22 protein-coding genes are annotated in these 22,904 nt (G+C 39.1%); all 22 read left to right on the forward strand.

Going from position 1 to position 22,904, the window contains the following annotated elements:
• The first annotated feature begins 30 nt into the window (after positions 1-30).
• The 22 genes from V7150_RS05875 (at position 31) to sucC (ending at position 22,888) form a co-directional block, all read left to right on the forward strand.
• Positions 31-2,400 (forward strand): hypothetical protein, encoded by a 2,370-nt coding sequence (locus V7150_RS05875; RefSeq protein WP_335514791.1) that lies wholly within the window; start codon positions 31-33, stop codon positions 2,398-2,400.
• Complete coding sequence (locus V7150_RS05880) at positions 2,397-3,332, forward strand: ABC transporter ATP-binding protein (RefSeq protein WP_335514794.1); 936 nt, start codon at positions 2,397-2,399, stop codon at positions 3,330-3,332. The genes V7150_RS05875 and V7150_RS05880 overlap by 4 nt, the downstream gene beginning before the upstream one ends.
• The gene (locus tag V7150_RS05885; protein WP_335514797.1) at positions 3,329-4,177 is read left to right on the forward strand and encodes an ABC transporter permease; all 849 of its coding nucleotides are present in this window, start codon (positions 3,329-3,331) and stop codon (positions 4,175-4,177) included. Before V7150_RS05880 ends, V7150_RS05885 begins: the two co-directional genes overlap by 4 nt.
• Positions 4,178-4,188: 11 nt before the next feature.
• Positions 4,189-5,766: a hypothetical protein gene (locus tag V7150_RS05890; RefSeq protein WP_335514800.1), complete on the forward strand. Its 1,578-nt coding sequence runs from the start codon at positions 4,189-4,191 to the stop codon at positions 5,764-5,766.
• A 5-nt stretch (positions 5,767-5,771) separates the two neighbouring features.
• A complete protein-coding gene (locus V7150_RS05895; RefSeq protein ID WP_335514802.1) occupies positions 5,772-6,779 on the forward strand; it encodes an AAA family ATPase in 1,008 nt (335 codons plus the stop codon).
• Positions 6,776-7,645, forward strand: a complete 870-nt coding sequence (locus tag V7150_RS05900; RefSeq protein ID WP_335514805.1) for a DUF58 domain-containing protein — start codon at positions 6,776-6,778, stop codon at positions 7,643-7,645. The genes V7150_RS05895 and V7150_RS05900 overlap by 4 nt, the downstream gene beginning before the upstream one ends.
• 16 nt (positions 7,646-7,661) lie before the next feature.
• A complete protein-coding gene (locus tag V7150_RS05905; protein ID WP_335514807.1) occupies positions 7,662-9,443 on the forward strand; it encodes a vWA domain-containing protein in 1,782 nt (593 codons plus the stop codon).
• Positions 9,427-12,228 carry a VWA domain-containing protein gene (locus V7150_RS05910; RefSeq protein WP_335514810.1) on the forward strand — a complete coding sequence of 934 codons (2,802 nt, stop codon included), beginning with the start codon at positions 9,427-9,429 and terminating at the stop codon, positions 12,226-12,228. The genes V7150_RS05905 and V7150_RS05910 overlap by 17 nt, the downstream gene beginning before the upstream one ends.
• Before the next feature lie 118 nt (positions 12,229-12,346).
• A complete protein-coding gene (locus V7150_RS05915; RefSeq protein ID WP_335514956.1) occupies positions 12,347-12,679 on the forward strand; it encodes a putative DNA-binding protein in 333 nt (110 codons plus the stop codon).
• A 12-nt stretch (positions 12,680-12,691) separates the two neighbouring features.
• Positions 12,692-14,044, forward strand: a complete 1,353-nt coding sequence (gene ffh, locus V7150_RS05920; RefSeq protein WP_335514813.1) for a signal recognition particle protein — start codon at positions 12,692-12,694, stop codon at positions 14,042-14,044.
• Between the two features lie 198 nt (positions 14,045-14,242).
• Entirely contained in the window at positions 14,243-14,515 is a 273-nt protein-coding gene (gene rpsP / locus V7150_RS05925) for a 30S ribosomal protein S16 (RefSeq protein ID WP_283922616.1), read from the forward strand.
• A 12-nt stretch (positions 14,516-14,527) separates the two neighbouring features.
• Positions 14,528-14,758 (forward strand): KH domain-containing protein, encoded by a 231-nt coding sequence (locus V7150_RS05930; protein WP_335514819.1) that lies wholly within the window; start codon positions 14,528-14,530, stop codon positions 14,756-14,758.
• 78 nt (positions 14,759-14,836) lie between these two features.
• Positions 14,837-15,223 (forward strand): YlqD family protein, encoded by a 387-nt coding sequence (locus V7150_RS05935; RefSeq protein ID WP_335514822.1) that lies wholly within the window; start codon positions 14,837-14,839, stop codon positions 15,221-15,223.
• A 15-nt stretch (positions 15,224-15,238) separates the two neighbouring features.
• Positions 15,239-15,757 (forward strand): ribosome maturation factor RimM, encoded by a 519-nt coding sequence (gene rimM / locus V7150_RS05940; protein WP_335514825.1) that lies wholly within the window; start codon positions 15,239-15,241, stop codon positions 15,755-15,757.
• Positions 15,754-16,497, forward strand: coding sequence for a tRNA (guanosine(37)-N1)-methyltransferase TrmD (gene trmD / locus V7150_RS05945; RefSeq protein ID WP_335514828.1), 744 nt, complete (start codon positions 15,754-15,756; stop codon positions 16,495-16,497). Before rimM ends, trmD begins: the two co-directional genes overlap by 4 nt.
• A 145-nt stretch (positions 16,498-16,642) precedes the next feature.
• On the forward strand, positions 16,643-16,987 hold the full coding sequence (rplS, locus tag V7150_RS05950; protein WP_335382540.1) for a 50S ribosomal protein L19: 345 nt from the start codon (positions 16,643-16,645) through the stop codon (positions 16,985-16,987).
• Between the two features lie 220 nt (positions 16,988-17,207).
• On the forward strand, positions 17,208-17,765 hold the full coding sequence (gene lepB / locus V7150_RS05955; RefSeq protein ID WP_335514830.1) for a signal peptidase I: 558 nt from the start codon (positions 17,208-17,210) through the stop codon (positions 17,763-17,765).
• 18 nt (positions 17,766-17,783) lie between these two features.
• The gene (gene ylqF / locus V7150_RS05960; protein ID WP_335514833.1) at positions 17,784-18,653 is read left to right on the forward strand and encodes a ribosome biogenesis GTPase YlqF; all 870 of its coding nucleotides are present in this window, start codon (positions 17,784-17,786) and stop codon (positions 18,651-18,653) included.
• Between the two features lie 279 nt (positions 18,654-18,932).
• Positions 18,933-19,595 (forward strand): L-serine ammonia-lyase, iron-sulfur-dependent subunit beta, encoded by a 663-nt coding sequence (gene sdaAB, locus V7150_RS05965; RefSeq protein WP_335514835.1) that lies wholly within the window; start codon positions 18,933-18,935, stop codon positions 19,593-19,595.
• Between the two features lie 30 nt (positions 19,596-19,625).
• The gene (gene sdaAA, locus V7150_RS05970; protein ID WP_335514838.1) at positions 19,626-20,531 is read left to right on the forward strand and encodes an L-serine ammonia-lyase, iron-sulfur-dependent, subunit alpha; all 906 of its coding nucleotides are present in this window, start codon (positions 19,626-19,628) and stop codon (positions 20,529-20,531) included.
• A gap of 108 nt (positions 20,532-20,639) precedes the next feature.
• Complete coding sequence (locus V7150_RS05975) at positions 20,640-21,413, forward strand: ribonuclease HII (protein ID WP_335514841.1); 774 nt, start codon at positions 20,640-20,642, stop codon at positions 21,411-21,413.
• Positions 21,414-21,727: 314 nt separating this feature from the next.
• The gene (gene sucC / locus V7150_RS05980) at positions 21,728-22,888 is read left to right on the forward strand and encodes an ADP-forming succinate--CoA ligase subunit beta (RefSeq protein ID WP_335514844.1); all 1,161 of its coding nucleotides are present in this window, start codon (positions 21,728-21,730) and stop codon (positions 22,886-22,888) included.
• Positions 22,889-22,904 lie beyond the last annotated feature (16 nt).

The following is a 22,904-nucleotide window of genomic DNA, read 5'->3' on the forward strand; positions in this document are numbered from 1 at the left end:
AATTAGCGAGGTTTTATAGGGGGAATTATTTTGTTAAAGAAAAAGCTAGTTTTTATTCTTTTTATTTGTCTGTTTATTGTCGGACAAGCAGCCCATCCAGCTAAGGCTGAGGGCAGTTTCATCAAAATATCAGTTAAGGCAGGGTTTGATGGAAAGGTAAAAAACGGCCGTGGCTTTCCTGTTTCAGTAACCGTTGAAAACAGTGGTGCAGATTTTACAGGCGATATTCTCTTCAATTTTGCGTCTAACTATAATTCCAGCGGAGCAAAGGTGCTATCGGTCGATGTGCCGAAAGGAAGTAAAAAAACCTATTCGCTGTCATTACCGGGTTTTTCTGAGGAATATTTCAATAATCAGCAAATAAAACAGTCGATCTTTTTATATAAAGGGAGCTGGAAAGACAATAATGAGCAAGCCTTTATTGGAGACAAGATTATTAAACCTAAATATTTAAATCCTGAAGGAAGAACATTAGGTATATTAAGCGAGGATTCCGACCATTTAAAAGAATTAAAAGTGATGTCAACAAGCAATAATCTTCAATCAATTGTGCTTACAGAAGAGATGATTCCAGAAGATGAACTTGGCCTTGAGTTGTTCGATTACATACTAATTGATGAGTATAGCATTTCCCAGCTGAAGAAAACACAGCAGCAGGCGATACTAAATTGGGTTCAAAAAGGAGGGAGATTGATTGCAGGTGCTGCACCAAATGCAGCTGGTTCTTATGGAATCCTTTATCAAGAATTACCGATGAAACCTGATAAAGAGGTGCTGGCAGGTACGGAATTTTTCCAAGTTTCACCTTCATTGCCCCCATTTCCAAACATTCCAGTTTTTATTGGCGAGCTTGACAAGGGAGCGGAGGTTACCATAAAAAGCGGTGATTTACCGATGGTTGTCCATAAAGGCTACGGTACAGGTGAAATTTGGCAAACAGCTTTTTCACTTGGGGATGAACCACTATCTTCTTGGAACGAATATGGACAATGGTTTGTCAAAAGCAACATGTTAAATGGTATGTCAACTATTCAATTTCAAAAAGGCGGACAAAATCCATATGATTTTGTTTTTAATGAATTTGCCGAGATGAACGAATACTTTGCCGCATCCCAATTTTCTGTAGGGCAGATTAGCATGTTCCTATTGATTTATCTGCTGCTGCTTGCGCCATTTCTGTATTTCTTGTTAAAAAGACTGGATAAACGCGAGCATGCCTGGTGGATTATTATCGGTATTGCCTTCATCTCCTCCGCAGGTATATTTGCCACAGGTGCTAAGGACAGGCTTGCGAAACCACAGATGAACCAAACAAGCATATACAGGGCAGATAATGGTCAGTTAAATGGTCTTGAAGCTGTTACCTTTCTCTCTAATACTGGCGGTGATTACGAACTTTCTTTTTCGAAGGGGAAATTCTATGGTGTGCCGGGATCATCAACAATGGCTGTACAAGACGGAAAACGCTATGCCGTTCTGGAAAATGGCAGGAAAACCAGCAAAGTGACGTTTCCAAATGTAGAATATTGGTCAATGAGAACCTATTTTGGCCAGGCTTCTAAGCAAAATGCCGGTAAATTTGAAATTATGTTGTCAAATGAAAATAAAAAGCTAATGGGAAAAATCGTAAATCATTTCCCATATGATTTTGAAGAATTAACGATTTGGTCAGGCAGCAAAAAGATTAAGCTTGGATCATTGAAAAGCGGGGAAAGTTTAACAGTAAACGAAACTATGGAGCAGGATTATTTGGCAGGTCCGTACAGTCAAGCGAATTCATATCAGATTCCAAGTTCACCACAGGATGTGGATGAAATGAAAAGGGAAAGGATGGAGTATGGAGCTATCGAATTTTTGCACAACAATTCATACTCAGAAAATCAGCCCATTCTGTATGGTTATACAAAAGATTCCGTTATTAATGCTGATATTAAAGGAAAGAACGAAGCCAAAAAGGGGTTAACTCTAATCTATCAACCATTAGATATTGAAACAAACCTTACTGGTTCATTCACTATTAAAGATGATATGTTTCGAAACCATATAAATACTATCCGCGGTGAGATCTTCAATGAAACGCCCGGAACCCATAACGAAATGGAGCTTGATGAAGGCGAATATGACTATGTTTTAGAGCTTCCAAATCAATTGATGATTGGAAATCCCAGCTTCCAAGAATTAGATATAACTTGGTATGGCGGGAATGTTACGTATTCACTCATGAATCATACGACAGGCACCTTTTTGCCGTTACCTGATACTCATACATCGATAAAGGAACATTTTGATCAATATATTTCGAAGGAAGGGACTATTATCATCAAATTGATAAAAACCGGACAAGGTGACCCTCGAGTCAGAATGCCTTCGCTCGCAATAAAAGGGGAGATCAGCTCATGATTGAAATTATTGACTTAACAAAACGATATGGTAAATTTACCGCACTTGATTCTTTAAATCTTAAAATCGAAAAAGGCTCTGTTTTTGGTTTTGTCGGTCAAAATGGCGCTGGAAAATCTACTACTTTTTCGATTTTAGCGACATTGCTTTCCCCTAGCTCCGGTACTGCTTATATTAATGGCTATAATATTTCTAAGGAGCCGAAAGCAGTTCGAAGTCAAATTGGTTATATGCCCGATTTCTTTGGGGTTTATGACCAGTTAAAGGCAGATGAATATTTGAACTTTTACGGTGCAAGTTATGGGATTAGTCAGAGTGAAAGAAAGAAATTAATCCCTCAGCTCCTTGAATTAGTTAATTTAACACATAAACAAGATTCTTATGTGGACGTGCTTTCAAGAGGAATGAAACAAAGGCTCTGTCTTGCAAGGTCATTAATTCATGACCCGGAAGTGCTCATTCTCGATGAACCTGCCTCTGGTTTGGATCCAAGGGCACGGGTTGAAATGAGAGAAATCTTAAAAGAATTAAAGAATATGGGGAAAACAATTTTAATTTCTTCTCATATCCTTCCAGAGCTTGCTGAAATGTGTGATGTAATCGGCATTATAGACCAAGGGAAATTAGTTGCGGAAGGCTCCGTTGCCGAAATCCAAAAACGCCTTCAAGGTGAAAAGCTTATCATTGCCAAGCTATATCGGGAATTGGACAAAGCGGTTAATTTCTTCGAGGACCAGCCGCTTGTGAGCCAATTAGTGAGAAAAGATGATGGAGAATCGCTTCAATTCATGTTCAATGGGACTATTGAAGAACAGGTCCAACTGTTAAAAGCTGCCCTTTCACACGATATTCCGATTGTCAGTTTTTCAGAAATCGAAACGAACCTCGAAGATGTCTTTATGGAAATAACGAAGGGAGTGGAACTGTCATGAGAAATCTTTTTCTTAATCCAGTTTTGAATAAGGAATTTAAGCTAAGGTTCCGCTCATTTAAAAGTTTTCTTGGTTTATCTTTTTATTTATTGGCACTATCCATCATAATTATTGGATTTATTTATATACAAACCCAAAACTCACCTATGGGGTTGTTTCGTCCTGAACAAAGTAAGAGCATGTTTATGCTGTTGTCTTTTATTCAAATGGGGTTAATCCTATTTATTACACCTGGATTAACCGCAGGGATCATCAGCGGGGAAAGGGAGAAGCAAACATTAAATATTTTATTAACCACGAATCAGAGCTCCACAAGCATTATTCTTGGAAAACTGATTTCGTCTGTGTCGTTTTTATTGCTGATGATTATAGCTAGTATGCCAATTTATAGTATTGTTTTCTTGTTTGGGGGGATTTCTCCAGGGCAAGTAGGGACAATTCTTGGGTATTACATTTTTACAATCCTTGTTTTTGGCAGCATCGGCATCTTTTTCTCCACACTTGTTCGAAGAACTATTATTGCGATGGTTAGTACGTACGGGGTGACCTTATTCCTGACAGCCGGGACTGCTTTTTTGTTTGCGGTAACAATGTCTGTCAATCAGATGGGAATTACGTCCAATAACCCAATTCCGTATTTCTTTGTCATGCTTAATCCCATCATGATTCTATTCGGTTTTCTCGAACCGGATGCATTCAGGGAATTGTCTAGTCAAACAGGAATGGGAATTGATTTTCCATTATGGGCAGCAAATTTAATTTCTTATACCATCATTTTTCTAATTATGATTGTTATTAGCATTCGAAAACTCCGTCCCAATATGAAAGTAAAGTCTAAAGGATAAGGATGAGGTAAATGGAAGATAAAAAGCTTTTTATTAAGTTGCTGCAGCCATTACGCCGACAGCTTCTTCTAAAAAGAATCTTCATAGAGTTTCATTACTGGATTCTAGCTGCCTCAGCCTTCTCAGTCATGATTCTAACTGCGGCTAGAATATTCGCCATCCCTTTTTTTCACGAAATCATTTGGTATGGTTGTTTCATGATTCTCCTTATATTTGTATTTCGTACCTGGCGAAATCAGCCGGGCCATAGGGAAGCTGCGAAACTATTTAATACCTACATTCCTGATGATCGTGTCATTACAGCATTTTCGTTTTTAGATGATGAAGGCAAGCTGCAAAAATTGCAGCTTGCCGAAGCACTTCCTTATATGAAAAAAGAGCAGCATCATGTTTTGGCAAGAAAAAAAAGTTATATAATGCCTAAATGGCTGTTTATTGCTGTTGTTCTGATCTGTATTTCAGCAATTCTCAATTATTATCCAAATCAAAACCTCCAATTGGCTGTAAAAAAAGAAACCGAAATGAAAGTATTAAAAAAGGTCGAGAAGAAGCTGGAAGAAAAGGCAAAAAAGGAAAATAACGCTGAAACGAAAAAAGCTCTTGAAAAAGCACAGGAAATAATGGCAAAGAATTCAGATCCTAAAGAAACATTATTAGCACTTGCTAAGCAAAAAAAGGAACTAGAATTAAAAGCACTGAAGCAACAGGAAAATCTAGAAAACTTTAAAGCATGGCAGCAGGAATTGAAAAACGCTGAATTGAGTAAATTAGCAGCCGCTCTGGAAAAGAAGGATATAGATAAAATCAAAAAGGAGCTTGAACAGTTAACCAAAAAATATGATTCTTTAACGGAAAGCGAGAGGAAGGCACTTAGCAAGTTGACTGGTTCAGATCAAAAGCTTTCGGAAAAAGATATTGCTGAACTAACAAAGCAGATTTCTGAAGCACTAAATGCCGATAACAAAATGAATGTGCTTGCTAATGCACAAGCGGCACTAGGAGAAATTGAAGAGAATTTGCAAAATGAACTGCTCGCAAACGGACTGCAATCCAAGCAAATAGCCCTTAATCATTCTAACCAGTCTGCTGGAGGTAAGAAAAACAGCCAAAATAGTAAAAATGGAAATCCTTCAACAGGATCACAAGGCAGTAATCAAGGGAACCAGTCAGCTGGAAATGGCTCACAAGGTAATGGTTCCAAAGGTAATGGAAATGGTTCAGGCAGTGGAAATGGTTCAGGTACCGGCCAAGGATCTGGCAGTGGAACAGGAACCGATTCAGGCGGTGGAACCGGTTCAGGAAGTGGTGCGGGGCTAGGTACGGGTTCGCGACAGCTTCTTACGATTCCAGAAAAAATAGGCGGTAAAAATAATCTTGAAACTGATACAGGGAACATTGGAAAAGGCAGCCCAGCGGAACAGTTTTCAGGAAACGGGCTGATTTTAAAAGGTCAGCTTCGTTCCTACCAAGAAGTATATGGGAATTATACAGATGCATATCGAAAAAGTACTGATCGGGTAAAACTTCCTTCTGATTTAGAAGAAATCGTAAAAAACTATTATTTATTGCTAGACCCAAATAAGGAGTGACAAGTTTGACTCAACTAAAAGAGAAAGAAAATCAATTTATCACGGCGGCACAACAGCTTAAATTGGTTAAACAAGAGTTAATGAATTTTATTGTTGGTCAAGAAGAAGTGATTGATCAGGTACTTTGGAGCATTTTTTCAGGTGGTCATGCGTTATTAGAGGGGTTGCCGGGGCTCGGGAAAACGATGCTTGTTCGGTCGATTTCAGACTGTTTAGACCTGTCATTTAATCGAATTCAATTCACACCTGATTTAATGCCGTCTGATATTACCGGTACGATGATTTTGCAGCCTGGAACAGATGGCAGGCAAGAGTTTGTTTTTCATAAGGGGCCATTGTTTGGAAATATCATATTGGCTGATGAAATAAACCGGGCAACACCAAAGACTCAAAGTTCCCTTTTAGAGGCAATGGCAGAGCAAACGGTAACGGTGATGGGCAATACAAAACAGCTTTCAAAGCCCTTCTTTGTACTGGCTACACAGAACCCGATTGATATGGAAGGCACATATCCACTCCCTGAAGCACAAATGGATCGTTTTATATGTAAAATTCATGTAGGTTATCCGACAAAAGCAGAGCTAAAAGAGATTGCCTTACGAACGACAGGTCTTGAGGTGCCTAAACTAAATAGTATTATAGGGACTTCTGACGTTTTAGCCATACAGCAGCTGTCAAAGGAAATATTAGTTTCAGATGACTTATTAAATACCGCTGTTTCTATTATCGATGCAACCCATCCGGCTTCAGCGGATGCTCCAGAAAGGGTCAAACAATATGTCCAATTCGGCAGTGGACCGAGAGGATTACAAAGTCTAATCCAAATGGCAAAAACAAGAGCATTATTTGCTGGAAGATACCATATTTCAATGGGCGATTTAAAAACGACAGCCATTCCTGTCTTGAGACACCGTCTATTATTAAATTTTGAAGGAGAGGCAAACGATATTACAGCGGATGACTTGATAAGTGATGTATTGCAGCTAGCTGGAAAGGATGTTAGTCAGCGATGACATCCCATTTGCATTCCCTGCTTTACAGGCTTACAAAACTGAGATTGATGACGAAAACACGAAGGCGGGGCGCTCATAAAGGGGGACGTACGGCGAATAAGTTTGGTACTTCGCTTGAATTTTCGGATTTTCGCCTTTATCAGCCTGGAGATGATGTCCGTCAAATTGACTGGAATATCTATGGCCGGACACAAAAACATTATATTAAAAGGTTTTTAGATGAACAGGAAATAGCTGTTACCGTCTTTCTGGACGCCTCCGCTTCAATGCAGACGATTGATACAAAGTGGAATCGAGCAAAAGAACTCGCGGCCATTTTTAGCTATATTGCCCTATCTGGTGAAGACCGCTTGTCGTTCATCCCAGTTTCATCGCGGCCCTATGGTAAGGTTAGCAGAAAAGGGCAAGTTTATGGCAAAAAGGTTTTTTTTGATATTCTTCAGTTACCTAAACATGAGGCAGCGGGGACATTTACCGAAAACCTCCATAAAAACTTGTTGAAAAATAATCAGCTGTCCATTCTCATTACAGATGGACTTGAGCCGCTTGATTCCATTGAATCTTTATTCCGCATAATTGCTGCTGCAAAACAAGAAGTTAAATTTGTCCAACTGTTGGGCAAAGAAGAAATAGAACCGAATTATTCGGGAGATGTAAAACTAATTGATAGTGAATCAAGAGAAACTGTGAATGTATCGATAAATGATTCTATTCTCGGAAACTATCAAAAGCAAGTTAAGGAGCATAATCGTAAGCTTGAATCTTTATGCCGCCGGTTTGGCTTCAGTTATTTAGTAACGACAGATGATGCTGACTTGCAGTCTTTTTTATTTCATGAGTGTACCGCCAAAAGAATGCTTTATTAACCAGAGGTGATTTAAGATGTACTTTGCAAACCCAATGTTTTTTATTCTCGTCATTTTGATTGCCTTTGTTGTGTTATTATACTTTTTCAGAAAACAATACAAAGCAGTCATTAATTCATCTAATCTCCTTTGGTACCAGGCAATGAATGAGTGGAAGGCATCTCCTTGGATACAAAAATTACAGCACAATCTCTTGTTTTGGCTGCAAATTATCGCTCTTATATTATTAATGATGGCTTTGGTAAAACCGATTTGGCTCTCGGAAGGGGTAAAGGGAGGGCAGCTTATTTGGATTGTTGATACATCTGCAACCATGTCAGCACTGAACGATGATAAGCCGCTCATTGAACAGTCAAAACAACAGATGAAGCAACTGACAGATCGCTTAAATGATCAGGAAGTGACCGTAATTGTCGCAGGAACGAAGCCCAAAATACTATTGAACCGGGAATCCGACATAAATCTGATTCAAAAGACGATTGATGGGATAACAGTAACATATGAACATGAAAACATTGAAAAAAGTGTAAAGCTCGCGGAATCGCTTGTTTCGAACCGTGCAACCCACATCCATATATTTTCAGATTCCGTAAAAAAAGATGACCTTTCAGATCGAATTGAAAATGCATCTTATGAAATTCATAATGCTCATGGAATTCAAGATAATGTTGCTCTTCTTTCGTTTGGGGTAGCGGGAAAAGAAAATCGAATTTCTGGTCTCGTTGTTATAGAGAACCAAGGGGAAAAATCGAGAACAGTCCCGTTTGTGATCACAAGTGAAAATCAGACGGTTTTTCAACAAAAAGTAACAATTCCGGCTGGTAAACGAATGGTCGTAAATGTCCCTGACTTGCCACAGCGCCGCTTCTATCAAGCGTTGATAAAATCTGGAGACAAGTATTCCGCCGATGATGAGCTAACAGCCGTATACTCAGTCTTGAAACCTAATGTTTATGCACTTGGGGAGGTTAATCCTTTTTTCATTAAAGGACTTGAAACTTTGGGCATCAAAACAGTACAGATGGATCAAAACAGTATTTTAGGGTTAAAAGAAAGTGGCATTATTCTTGCGGAAGGGATTCCGGTGGATGTTTTGCCGAATATGCCAGCTATTTATATTAATAAGAAGCAAAATTCGGCTGAACTTATTGAACTGAAGGAACCGATCAAAGGAACTGACTCAAGCCTAATGGAATATGTTGATATCGACAAAACATACATAAAGTACGCTTCTACCCCAATAACGGGAAACTGGGAAAATATTGTAGATAGTGGCAATCACCCGTTGATTCAAACAGGATCAATGAATGGACAGCCGGTTATTATCTTGAATTTCTCACTTGAGAATACGGATTGGCCGCTACAACCGGGATTCCCAATCTTTCTTTATAACAGCTATCAGTGGTTATCGAACCAGACGGGTTTTCTTGGCTATTTTCAACCTGGAGAAGAAAAATGGCTTCAGCTTGAAGACCATAACACTAGTATGGAGATTTTTAATGCTTCTGGGAAAAGCCTATCAACACTCAAGTTAAATAAGGAGAATTTTAAAGCTCCATATAAACCGGGGATCTATCAAGCTGTATCTGAAGGTCAAGTATATTATTTTTCTGTTCTTCTCGATGATCGTGAAAAAAGACCGCAGTCAGAAGCCTCGTTTATTTTGAATGGCTCAAAGGAAAACAAAAAGGACCTCGCCCTGAAGCCAAATGATTCCATGTGGTTTTGGCTGACTTGTGTTGTACTGCTCTTGCTTATGGTGGAATGGGAGGTGTATCGACGTGGGTTTAGAGCTTAAGTATCCCTTCCTTCTCGTTCTATTAATTCCTGTCTTTTTCTTAATCTTTCTTTATTTTAAACAAATAAGAAATTCGCGCACTTCGGAAAAGGTAGTGATTGGCTGTTTTAGAACTATTTTTTTTCTATTGATTGTTTTTGCACTCACAATGCCGCAATTATTGCTGCCAATCAAAGAGGAATCGATAATTTTCCTCGTCGACCGGTCGGCAAGCTTTGAAGATGCGGAGGATGCAGTACTGGAGTGGCTAGACGAAAGCCTGCAATCGAAAAAAGGAAATCAAACCTTCGCAATCGCCTCATTCGCAAATGAAACGATGGTTGAACAATCTTTCTCTAATAAAAAAACAGTCGTTGAAGCATTTAACGGAAAGTTGAAATCTGGTGAAACAAATCTGGAAGAAGGAATCGGGTTTGCGGCTTCCATGATGAAAAAGGAGGGAAGCGGCAGGATTATCCTATTGAGTGATGGTAATGAGACTGCAGGCATGAGTAAAGATGCTGCAAAGCTATTAAAAAATCAGAAGATTGAGTTAGATTATGTTCAATTCAAGCAAAAATTTCGCGAGGATATGGCGATTACAAAGCTGGATGTGCCACCAACCCTATACGAGGGAGAAACAGTAAATATAACGGTATCAATAATAAGTAATGTTGAAAAATCAGCAGATCTGAGGATTTCCTTAAATAACAAGGATTTTCTCCATGAGAAGATAAAAGTAAAAGAAGGGCATAATGAATTTTCATTTTCACATAGTCCATCAGAGCCGGGAATGGCCATTTATAAGGCAGAGCTAGGGGCAGAAAAGGATACTTTTATTGAAAACAATGCCCTTTATGCTGCAACAAATGTCAAGGGAACTCCAAGAGTCCTTGTAGTCCAGGGCAATCAGGAAGATCCATTGGCACAAATTTTACAATCCTCCGGGCTAATCGTAGACAAGCTGATTCCAGAGAAGCTGCCGACAACCTTAGCTGGATTTTTACAATATCAGTCAATAATTTTTAATAATGTCCCGGGAACGAAGGTCAGCGGGCAGCAAATGAATTTGATTGAAAAAGCAGTCAAGGAATTTGGAACAGGCTTTGTCATGTTCGGTGGTGAGGAAAGCTTTGGTCTCGGGGGCTATTTTAAAACCCCAATTGAAAACCTTTTACCTGTTGACATGGACATTAAGGGAAAAAAAGAGATGCCATCACTAGGATTGGTCATTGTCATTGACCGTTCCGGAAGTATGAACGGTAATAAGCTGACATTAGCAAAGGAAGCTGCGGCACGTTCTGTAGATTTATTACGGGAAAAGGATACGCTTGGTTTTATTGCTTTTGATGACCGCCCTTGGGTGATTGTTGAAACCGCTCCACTCGATAACAAGAAAAAGGTGATTGAAAAAATTCGCTCAGTATCTGTCGGGGGAGGAACGAATATTTATCCTGCACTGGAAAAGGCTTATCAAGAGTTAAAAGATTTAAAACTGCAGCGAAAGCACATTATTTTGCTAACGGATGGGCAATCAGCTGCCGGTGGGGATTATCAATCGCTGATAGAAGATGGTAAAAAAAATAATGTTACAATGTCCACGGTTGCCCTAGGAAGTGACGCCGACCGAAACCTTTTGGAAGACCTTGCCGGACAGGGGAGCGGGCGATTTTATGATGTAACCGATGCATCTGTTATTCCAAGTATTCTTTCAAGAGAAACTGTTATGACTACAAGAACCTATATTGAAGATAATCCGTTTTATCCTGTTGTGCAGCCTTATCCGGAGTGGACACCCTTTTTTCAAAACGGAATTCCGAAAATGAATGCCTATATTGCAGTAACAGCGAAAAACAGAGCACAAGTGCCGATTATCAGTGAAAAAAAGGATCCTATTCTCGCTGAATGGCATTATGGTTTAGGGACTACCTTTGCCTTTACCTCCGATATGACAGGAAAATGGTCGGGTGACTGGGCTAAATGGGCGAACTGGCCGCAATTTTTGAATCAGGTTATCGCTAAATCACTGCCGCAATTTGATAGCGAACCATTCCGTTTTACGATTGAAAAAGAAAATGACAATACTGTTGTTCATTTGAAAGCAACTGAAGATCAATTTTTGCCGCTTGACGTATCAGTTGTTTCGCAAGATGGTTCGGTGATGGAAACCAATTCTAAACCAACAGCCCCAGGCGAATTTGAAGTGAGTTTTCCTAATAATCCAGGAATGTATTTTTTACGGGTGAAGCAAACCACTGAGGATGGGCAGGATAAATTGTTTCAAACAGGGTTTTCTGTTCCTTATTCTGAAGAGTATTTGTTAAAAGGAACAAATAAGGAGTTATTAAAAGAGCTTGCAGCAATTACAGGCGGCAAGGAACTAAAGTCTGCAAAAGAAGCGTTCAGACCTTTAAAACAAAAGTCAAAAACGAAAGAGCCGATTAGTCAGCAACTATTATTAGCCGCCTTTCTGCTTCTCGTGTTTGAGATTATGATTAGGAGACTAGGTTTCCAGCCGTTTTATTTCTTGTTGCGTTTTCTGAAGAAAACTCCAAAAAAAGGAGAGGAAGATCGGACAGAATCCCTTCAGCAGCTGGCTAAGGCGAAAGCAAAAGCAAAGGCAAGTGCTGAAAACAAAAGGGAAGTAATAAAAGAGGAATCTAAGAATGAAACTGCAAAAGAAAAATTGCCAAAACAAGAACAGCAAACGGTAGATAATAGGAAGAAGAACATCCCAGTTGTCTCATTGGCGGAAAAGGAAGAACGAATGAAGCGGCTGCTTGAAGCAAAGAAAAGAAAGAAGTAATCACATTTATAAATCCTTGATGTAAAGGTATTTTCTTGACAGAATTAATAAGACTGTGTAAACTTACTTTCGTAAAGGCTTTTCACTTAACATTAGTATTGGAGGGAATCTAAGCATGATGCTTGAAAAGACGACACGAATGAACTATCTTTACGACTTTTACTATTCGTTGTTAACGCCAAAGCAGCAAAGCTATATGTCTCTCTATTATTTAGATGATTACTCATTGGGTGAAATTGCCGAAGAGTATGATGTAAGCCGTCAAGCCGTTTATGATAATATAAAGCGGACGGAAGCAATGCTCGAGGAGTATGAGGAAAAGCTGTTATTATTTCAGAAATTTCAAGAGCGCTCTAGACTAATAAGGCACGTGAAAGAATTGCTTAAAGAGGAGACCCCTTCAAAGCAGGCATTGTTAGAAATGGTTACTGAGCTTGAGAAATTAGATTAGGAGGCGGCATGCATGGCGTTTGAAGGATTAGCCGACCGACTGCAGAATACAATCCAAAAAATCCGTGGAAAAGGGAAGGTCTCAGAAGCGGACGTAAAAGAAATGATGCGTGAAGTGCGTCTTGCATTACTTGAAGCAGACGTTAACTTTAAAGTCGTCAAAGATTTTGTAAAAAAAGTCAGTGAACGCGCCGTAGGGCAAGAAGTACTGAAAAGCTTAACTCCGGGTCAGCAGATCATTAAAATCGTTAACGAGGAATTGACTGCGTTAATGGGTGGTGAGCAAAGCAAGATTGCTGCTTCGAATCGTCCGCCTACCGTTATTATGATGGTTGGGTTACAGGGTGCCGGAAAAACTACGACAACAGGTAAGCTTTCGCTTTTACTTCGCAAGAAGTATAACCGCAAACCGTTGCTTGTTGCCGCTGACATTTACCGTCCAGCCGCAATTAAACAGCTTCAAACTCTTGGCAAACAATTAGACATGCCAGTTTTCTCACTTGGTGATCAAGTGAGTCCGGTTGAAATTGCTAAGCAAGCAATAGAGAAAGCAAAAGAAGACCATCAAGACTATGTCCTAATTGATACAGCCGGACGACTTCACGTCGATGAAGCATTAATGGACGAGTTAAAGGAAATTAAAGAGCTTACGAAACCCGATGAAATTTTCCTTGTTGTTGATGCCATGACCGGTCAGGATGCTGTCAATGTTGCCCAAAGCTTTAATGAACAGCTTGGTTTAACCGGGGTTGTTTTAACGAAGCTTGATGGTGACACAAGGGGCGGGGCCGCACTCTCTATTCGTGCTGTCACGCAAACACCTATTAAATTTGTTGGTCTAGGCGAGAAAATGGATGCTTTGGAGCCGTTTCACCCAGAACGAATGGCCTCACGGATTTTAGGCATGGGTGATGTGTTGACATTGATTGAAAAAGCACAGGCAAATGTCGACGAACAAAAGGCGAAAGAGCTAGAACAGAAAATGCGGACAGCAACGTTTACGCTAGAGGACTTTTTGGATCAACTTGGCCAGGTTCGAAATCTAGGTCCACTTGATGAATTATTAAAAATGATGCCTGGCGCAAACAAAATCAAAGGTTTGAATAATCTTCAAATTGAGGAAAAACAAATTGCCCATGTTGAAGCCATTATTCAATCCATGACAAAGGCAGAAAAAAATAATCCCGAAATCCTAAATGCGAACCGTAAGCGAAGAATTGCAAAAGGCAGCGGGCGTCCAGTCACTGAAATCAACCGCTTATTAAAGCAGTTTGAAGACATGAAAAAAATGATGAAGCAAATGACAGGAATGCAGCAAAAAGGAAAGAAAAAAGGCGGTTTTAAGTTTCCGTTTAAGCCGTTTTAAATACTGGTAATTGTGGGAAAAATAGTAATATATGCTCCTGCGCCATAACGAAATTGGGGAGTATTGTTCAGCTCGTCGCAAGCCTGCATAGATGACTTTTCAATGTAGTAGGCTTGTAAAGAAAAAACACTTTACAAACAATAAAAGAATTGATATTATACTATCTTGTGTGAAACTATTCGGAGGTGCTTATTTAAAATGGCAGTAAAAATTCGTTTAAAACGTATGGGAGCAAAGAAAACTCCTTTCTATCGTATTGTAGTAGCAGATTCTCGTTCACCACGTGACGGACGTTACATTGAGATCGTTGGAACGTACAACCCTGTTACCCAACCAGCTAAAGTTGAAATCAACGAAGAATTAGTTCTTAAATGGTTAAAAGATGGTGCGAAACCATCTGATACAGTTCGTAACCTTTTCTCAAACCAAGGCATCATGGAAAAATTCCATAATGCAAAATTAAACAAGTAATCGTTATCGGATATGAAACAATTAATCGAAACGATTGTTAGGCCTCTTGTTGATTTCCCAGAAGATGTTCGTATCGATGTCGTAGAAGATGACAATCGGGTAACATATCAGCTTTCTGTTAACAAGACAGATATGGGAAAAGTAATTGGCAAGCAAGGGCGTGTTGCAAAGGCCATTAGAACTGTTGTTTATGCAGCAGGATCATCACAACAGAAGAAAATTTTTCTAGAAATTGGTGAATAGCTTTTTGCATCTAGATAAAAGGGAGGGATTAATTTTCCTCCCTTTTTTGCTATATGTAATGCAAAAGGAGGCTCTTTAATGCAAATCATTCAAACAGTTGTCGTTAAGCAAATATTAACGGAAAACAGCAAACAGCAGCTTTTCCATACATACCATTCTAAAAAGCTTCAGCTTCAAAAAGAATGTGATCAGCTGCAATTCGAGCTGAAGCGGTTAGAGAAAACAAAATCCTTTTCACCAAGTGCACTAAAAAAACATTTTGAAAAAGATATTGAAATGCGCAAAGAAAAAATAAAGTTAGTTGAGTTTCAAATTGAACAATTACATATCCTACCGTTAGGTAGTGAATTAAACGAAAAGGAAGTTCAGGCCCTAGTTGAGGTAAAGGTAGGCGACATATGGAACGAGAGGTTGGGACAGCCTACAATTATTATTAAAGATGGTATCATTGAGGAAATTAGATAGTAGGTGAAAAACAATATGGAAAAATGGTTTAATGTCGGAAAGATTGTTAATACTCAAGGCATAAAAGGTGAAGTGAGAGTTATTTCAAAAACGGATTTCCCTGAAAAACGTTACAAGACGGGGAATGTTTTATTTTTATTTATGCCAAATTCAAGTAAGCCAATTGAACTAACAATCAAGAGTCATCGCACACATAAAAATTTTGAATTACTGACATTTGAAGGGTTTACTAATATCAATGAAGTTGAGAAGTTTAGGGATGGAATTCTAAAAGTCCCCGAATCACAACTAGACACATTAGAAGAGGATGAATTTTATTACCATGAAATTATTGGATGCCTAGTTGCCACGACTAAAGGTGAGGAACTCGGGAAGGTAATCGAAATTCTATCACCTGGTGCTAATGACGTTTGGGTTGTAAAAGGTAAAGGCGGTAAAGAACTTTTAATCCCTTATATTCATGATGTCGTCAAAAAAGTAGATGTAAAAGAGAAAGTCATCTTAATTAAACCAATGGAAGGGTTACTTTCATGATGCAGATTGATATTCTTACATTATTTCCGGAAATGTTTTCTGGGGTACTGGGGCATTCCATTTTGCAAAAAGCCGCCGAGAAATCAGCGGTTACCTATAACGTAGTTAATTTTCGTGATTTTGCCGATAACAAACACTCCACTGTTGATGATTACCCTTATGGCGGCGGGGCAGGAATGGTATTAAAGCCGCAGCCAATCTTTGATGCCGTTGCCGCTCTTAAGGAAACCGCTCAAAGTAAACACCCAAGGGTGATTCTTCTTTGCCCACAGGGTGAACGTTATGAACAAAAAAAGGCAGAAGAATTAGCGAAAGAAGAGCACTTAATCTTCATCTGCGGTCATTATGAAGGCTATGATGAACGAATCCGGGAGCATGTGGTAACGGATGAAATCTCGATTGGTGATTATGTCCTAACCGGAGGCGAACTTGGGGCAATGGTCGTAGTTGATAGTGTTGTACGTCTCCTGCCAGAGGTGCTCGGCAATCAAGAATCGCATATGAAGGACTCATTCAGTACAGGGCTCTTAGAACATCCGCACTACACAAGACCTGCCGATTTCCGTGGAATGAAAGTGCCTGATATTTTATTGTCTGGAAATCATAAATTAATCGAAGAATGGCGCAATAAAGAAGCATTAAGACGTACCCTTCTTAGAAGGCCGGATTTATTTGATAAAATCGAACTCACTCCTGAACAGGAAAAATGGTTAAAAGAAGTAAAAAAAGATTACGAGTAATATTGCGAGCCCTCAATAAATATGGTATGATACTTCTTGTGACTTGAGCTGATACCAATCAGATTGTGGTCTTATAACGATGTTCCGCTGCAATGTATTTATGAGAATGATGTGCATGAGCGTCTGTTGGAAGGAGTTGAAAACGATGCAAAAATTGATTGAAGATATCACAAAAGAACAACTTCGTACTGATCTTCCTGCTTTCCGTCCTGGTGACACTGTACGTGTACACGTTAAAGTTGTCGAGGGTACTCGTGAGCGTATTCAGTTATTTGAAGGTGTTGTGATTAAGCGTCGTGGTGGTGGAATTAGCGAAACTTTTACAGTTCGTAAAATTTCTTACGGAGTAGGCGTAGAGCGTACTTTCCCAGTACACACACCAAAAATTGCGAAGCTTGAAGTACTTCGCCGCGGTAAAGTTCGCCGTGCTAAGCTTTACTACTTGCGTAACCTTCGCGGTAAAAAAGCAAGAATTAAAGAGATCCGCTAATATGAAAAGAAAAGAGCTTGCCTGGGAGCAGGCTCTTTTTTATTACATATCTAATCAATTAATTGTAAATTATATTTATTGGACTGATTCAATTGTTGCTGATTTTTAAACAAAATATTAAAGTTTGATTAAAAAATTTTAGCCCATCGTGTTAAATATGTTTAAGTTATGTAAAATAGGCTTTATAAAACATTTTTTATTAGTGATTGGTGGGGATTGTATGACAAAAAAGAAGAATGAACTGTGGGAATGGACCAAAGCCCTATTGATTGCTGTGGCGCTAGCAGCAGTCATCCGATATTTTCTATTTGCTCCAATAGTAGTGGATGGCTTATCGATGATGCCAACATTAAAAGATCAGGATCGTATGATAGTTAATAAATTAAGTTATGATATTGGTGAGCCAAAGCGATTTGATATCATCGTTTTTCATGCTCCTGAGAAAAAGGATTACATAAAGCGTGTGATCGGACTTCCTGGTGACACGATTGAGTATAAGGATGATACGCTATATGTAAATGGAAAAGCGTATGAAGAGCCTTATTTGGATAAATATAAAAAACAGGCTGAAGGTCCTTTAACTTACTCGTTTAAATTGGAAGAAACCGCTGTTGGCCGTAAAACGGTACCAGAAGGTGAATTGTTCGTTATGGGAGATAACCGCCGCTTTAGTAAAGACAGCCGGCATATTGGAACGATTCCAATGAGCAAAGTAATTGGTAAAACAAATATGGTCTACTGGCCGATTAAAGACGCTCATATTGTTAAAGTGAAATAGAATTAGGAGGTGGCTGCTTTGACGATCCAATGGTTTCCTGGTCATATGGCAAAGGCTCGCAGAGAGGTCACGGAAAAATTAAAACTAGTTGATATTATTTTTGAATTGGTGGATGCAAGAATTCCGTATTCCTCAAGGAATCCGATGATTGACGAAATTATTCAGCATAAACCAAGGTTGGTCTTATTAAATAAAGCGGATATGGCAGACAAGGCTGCAACAAAAGAATGGATTGCCTATTTTGCAGAAAATGGTATTAAAGCACTCGCGATTAATTCTCAAGCTGGAGAAGGAATGAAAAATATTGTCCAAGCCTCACATGAGATACTTAAAGAGAAATTTGATCGTTTAAAAGCAAAAGGTGTGAAACCAAGAGCAATTAGGGCGATGATTGTCGGCATCCCAAACGCAGGAAAATCAACACTCATTAACCGTCTCGCTAAAAAAAATATCGCCAAAACAGGAAATACTCCCGGGGTAACAAAGGCACAACAGTGGATAAAAGTTGGTAAAGAAATGGAATTGTTGGATACACCGGGGATTTTATGGCCGAAATTTGAGGATCAAGAGGTCGGTATGAAACTGGCGATTACAGGGGCAATTAAAGATACATTGTTAAACCTGCAAGACCTAACTGTTTACTCTCTAAGATTTTTGGAACGTGAATATCCTGAGCGTTTGAAAGAACGTTATCAACTTGATTCCCTACCGGAAAATGTTGTTGAAATGTTCGATCAAATAGGAGTACTTCGCGGCTGCTTAATGGCAGGTGGAATCGTCGATTATGACAAGGTGTCTGAATTGGTCGTAAGGGAAATAAGGTCGGAAAAATTTGGCCGCCTTACATTTGAACGGCCAGCTGACATTATGATCGAAAAAGAAGAATGACCAACCAAAGCTCTCCACAATGGGGAGCTTCTTTTATATACAACAGTAATTAATTGAAAAAGTATTCCCTGTTTTGAAAATGTTATTTTAAATCTAGTAAATATTTGATATATTTTTATGGTCGAGATGTTGTAATCGTTTTCATATTTGTTAAAAAAAAGAAGGACAAGGACATTTACCAGCAATTATTTATGGTCACTTTGATGTAATTCTCGTAAAATAAATTGATAAGATTATACGCAAAAAAAAAATAACTCACTAGATAAAAGGAGTATTTGAATGAAATATCGATCAGCATTTGATATTATTGGTCCAGTTATGATCGGGCCATCAAGCTCTCATACAGCAGGTGCAGCACGTATTGGCAGGGTCGCAAGGACCTTATTCGGAAGACTGCCGAAGAAAGCAATCATCTCATTATACGGTTCATTTGCCAAAACGTATATGGGACACGGAACAGATTTCGCCATTGTGGCCGGACTTTTGAATTTGGATACATTTGATGAAAGAATGCCAAGGTCTTTAGAGATAGCAAAAGAAGCGGGTTTAAATGTAGTTTTTCGTACTGAAGAGGCTGTAACGGAGCATCCAAATACCGTCAAGATTAATTTATTTGATGAGGAAAACGAACTTGAAATGGTAGGGATTTCAATAGGTGGTGGTACCATTGAAATCACTGAATTAAATTCCTTTCCATTAAAGCTTTCAGGAGAACACCCTGCAATTCTGGTTGTTCATCAGGATCGATTTGGCATCATTTCTGCTGTTACAAGTGTATTATCAAAATATGAAATAAACATTGGTCATATGGAAGTATCACGGTTAGAAAAAGGTGAAATGGCTTTAATGGTTATTGAAGTCGATCAGAAAATTGAAGAAATTGTGATTGACGAATTAAAAAATCTTTCAAATGTATCACAAATCATTCGCATGGTTGAATAAATAGATTAACAAACATCAGGGGGTGTGATCATGTTTCGAAATGTATCAGAACTGGTTTATCTTGCAGAAACTAATCAAGTAAAAATAGCGGAGATCATGATCCGACAGGAAATAGAAGTATCAGGTCTTACTAGAGAAGAAGTAATTGCGAAAATGGACACTAATTTAACTGTGATGGAACAAGCGGTTGAAAGAGGTCTCAATGGTGTCCATTCACATACCGGACTAACGGGTGGAGACGCAGTGTTGCTCCAAAACTATATTAAAAGCGGTAAAGCTCTTGGAGGTACGATTTTACTAGATGCTGTCAGTAAAGCAGTGGCCACTAATGAAGTGAATGCCGCAATGGGCGTTATTTGTGCAACACCAACTGCAGGTTCTGCAGGTGTGGTACCAGGAACATTATTTGCTGTAAAAGAAAAATTGAACCCAACTCGCGAGGAAATGATTGAATTCTTGTTTACCGCAGCTGCATTTGGTTTTGTAGTCGCCAATAATGCCTCTATTTCCGGTGCTGCAGGTGGATGTCAGGCTGAAGTAGGCTCTGCAAGTGGTATGGCAGCAGCTGCGATTGTAGAAATGGCTGGCGGCTCACCACAGCAGGCATCAGAGGCGATGGCCATCACCTTGAAGAATATGCTGGGATTAGTATGTGATCCTGTTGCAGGATTAGTTGAAGTTCCTTGTGTAAAACGGAATGCAATGGGTGCCTCTAATGCTATTACTGCAGCAGATATGGCACTTGCTGGAATTTCAAGCAGAATCCCTTGTGATGAAGTCATTAATGCCATGTTCTTAATTGGCCAAGCAATGCCATCTTCATTGAGGGAAACCGCAGAAGGCGGCCTTGCCGCAACTCCGACTGGCAGAAGACTGGAACAAGAAATTTTTGGAAGTAGCAGCACAGTTAAACTGAAAGACCTAATTGTTTCTTAATAATAACTCGATAGAACCAGCACACAAATTCGAAATGGATTTTGTGTGCTATTTTTTGTGTATTGAATTTACTTTGATACCAGGGTATTATTACTACGGGTGAAATAAATGAAGGTACAAACTATAGCAGAAATTGAACAACAATTAGAAAATATTATGTCAGAAAATGATCCATTTTTGTTACATATCCTTCAAGATGAGCGCAAGGGTGTTCAACAGTTGGTACATAAATGGCGTAAGAAAATGGCAGAGAACAGACGATTAAAGGAAAAATTCAATGATATGTGCGCCTATGAAAAGAAATGGCGATCTCAAGGATTTGAATTGATTGCCGGTGTCGATGAAGTCGGAAGAGGTCCGCTTGCAGGTCCTGTTGTAGCAGCGGCTGTTATTTTACCAGAGGATTTTTTCTTAGCAGGTCTGGATGATTCGAAAAAGCTTTCAGAAAAAAAACGTCAGGAATTCGATGAAATCATTAGAAGGGAAGCGCTGGCTTTTAGCGTTTCGATGATTCATGCCAATGAAATTGATGAGATTAATATTTATGAAGCGACAAAAAAGGCAATGAAAGCGGCTATCGCCTCACTAAATCCAAAGCCGGATTTGTTGCTCATTGACGCAATGAAGCTCGATACCCCTTATCCAACTGAATCTATTATTAAAGGGGATGCAATAAGCATCTCTATCGCGGCAGCTTCGATCGTTGCAAAGGTAGCAAGAGATCAACTGATGAAAGAGCTTTCGTTAAGCTATCCAGCCTACGGTTTTCAGCAAAATATGGGGTACGGCACGAAGGAACATATAGAAGCAATAAAACAGCATGGGATTACTTCCTACCATCGAAAAAGCTTCGCGCCAGTCAAAGATTATATTTTCCAATAAAAAACAGGTTTTGAGCCTGTTTTTTATTATTGTAAAAAATAAAATCAGTTATCAAAACCCTTTGTAAAACGAATTTTAGTAATATATTATTCTGAATTTTTTAAAGATGGATATAATTTTTTTGCTTAATGGTAGACAAGGTATGTGTCATTATATAAAATGAAAACGGAGTCAATTTTTTGGCTGATAAGAAAGTATAAACTTTTCAAAATTTTATACTTTCTTTCTGTGCATAAGAAAAACTACGGCATTCGCCAAAAAAAGACTTGGCTAACGCTAAGTTTTACTAAAAGAGTTTGATAGGAGGATGGGAAATGAATATCCATGAGTATCAAGGGAAAGAGATCCTCAGAAATTACGGGGTTGCGGTTCCTAACGGAAAAGTGGCATTCACTGTTGAAGAAGCAGTTGAGGCGGCGAAAGAACTAGGCACACAGGTTTGTGTTGTAAAAGCACAAATCCATGCTGGTGGACGGGGGAAAGCCGGCGGTGTTAAAGTTGCTAAAAACCTTGAAGAGGTTCGTACATATGCTAATGAAATCCTAGGAAAAACATTGGTCACACACCAAACAGGTCCTGAAGGTAAAGAAGTGAAACGTTTACTTATCGAAGAAGGCTGTGACATCAAAAAAGAATACTATGTTGGCTTAGTATTAGACCGTGCCACTTCACGTGTTGTTTTAATGGCATCTGAAGAAGGCGGTACAGAAATTGAAGAAGTAGCTGCAAAAACTCCTGAGAAAATTTTTAAAGAAGAAATCGATCCGGCAATTGGCTTACAGGCATTCCAAGCACGCCGTATTGCTTTTAATATCAATATTCCAAATGAACTTATTAATCAAGCTGTTAAGTTTATGATGGGCTTATATAATGCTTATATCGAAAAGGACTGTTCAATTGCCGAAATTAACCCGCTTGTAGTTACAGGAGACGGAAAAGTAATGGCGCTTGATGCAAAATTAAACTTCGACTCAAATGCATTGTATCGTCAAAAAGATGTATTAGTGTACCGTGATCTTGAAGAAGAAGATGTAAAGGAAATTGAAGCGTCTAAATATGATTTAAGCTATGTAGCTTTAGATGGCAATATTGGCTGTATGGTTAATGGTGCCGGCCTTGCCATGTCAACGATGGATATCATTAAACATTACGGCGGCGATCCTGCAAACTTTTTAGATGTCGGGGGCAGTGCGACAGCTGAAAAGGTTACAGAAGCTTTTAAAATTATCCTTTCTGATCCAAACGTAAAAGGTATTTTTGTCAATATCTTTGGCGGAATCATGAAGTGTGATGTCATTGCTGAGGGTGTTGTCGAAGCAGCTAAGCAGGTTGGACTAAGTGTTCCACTTGTTGTTCGCTTAGAGGGAACAAACGTTGACTTAGGTAAGAAAATCCTAGCAGAGTCAAGCGTTGAAATTATTGCTGCAGAATCCATGGCTGACGGCGCACAAAAAATCGTTTCATTAGTGAAATAGGATTGACAAGAAAGGG

This window comes from Neobacillus drentensis (assembly GCF_036965245.1).
Taxonomy (GTDB): domain Bacteria; phylum Bacillota; class Bacilli; order Bacillales; family Cytobacillaceae; genus Neobacillus; species Neobacillus drentensis_G.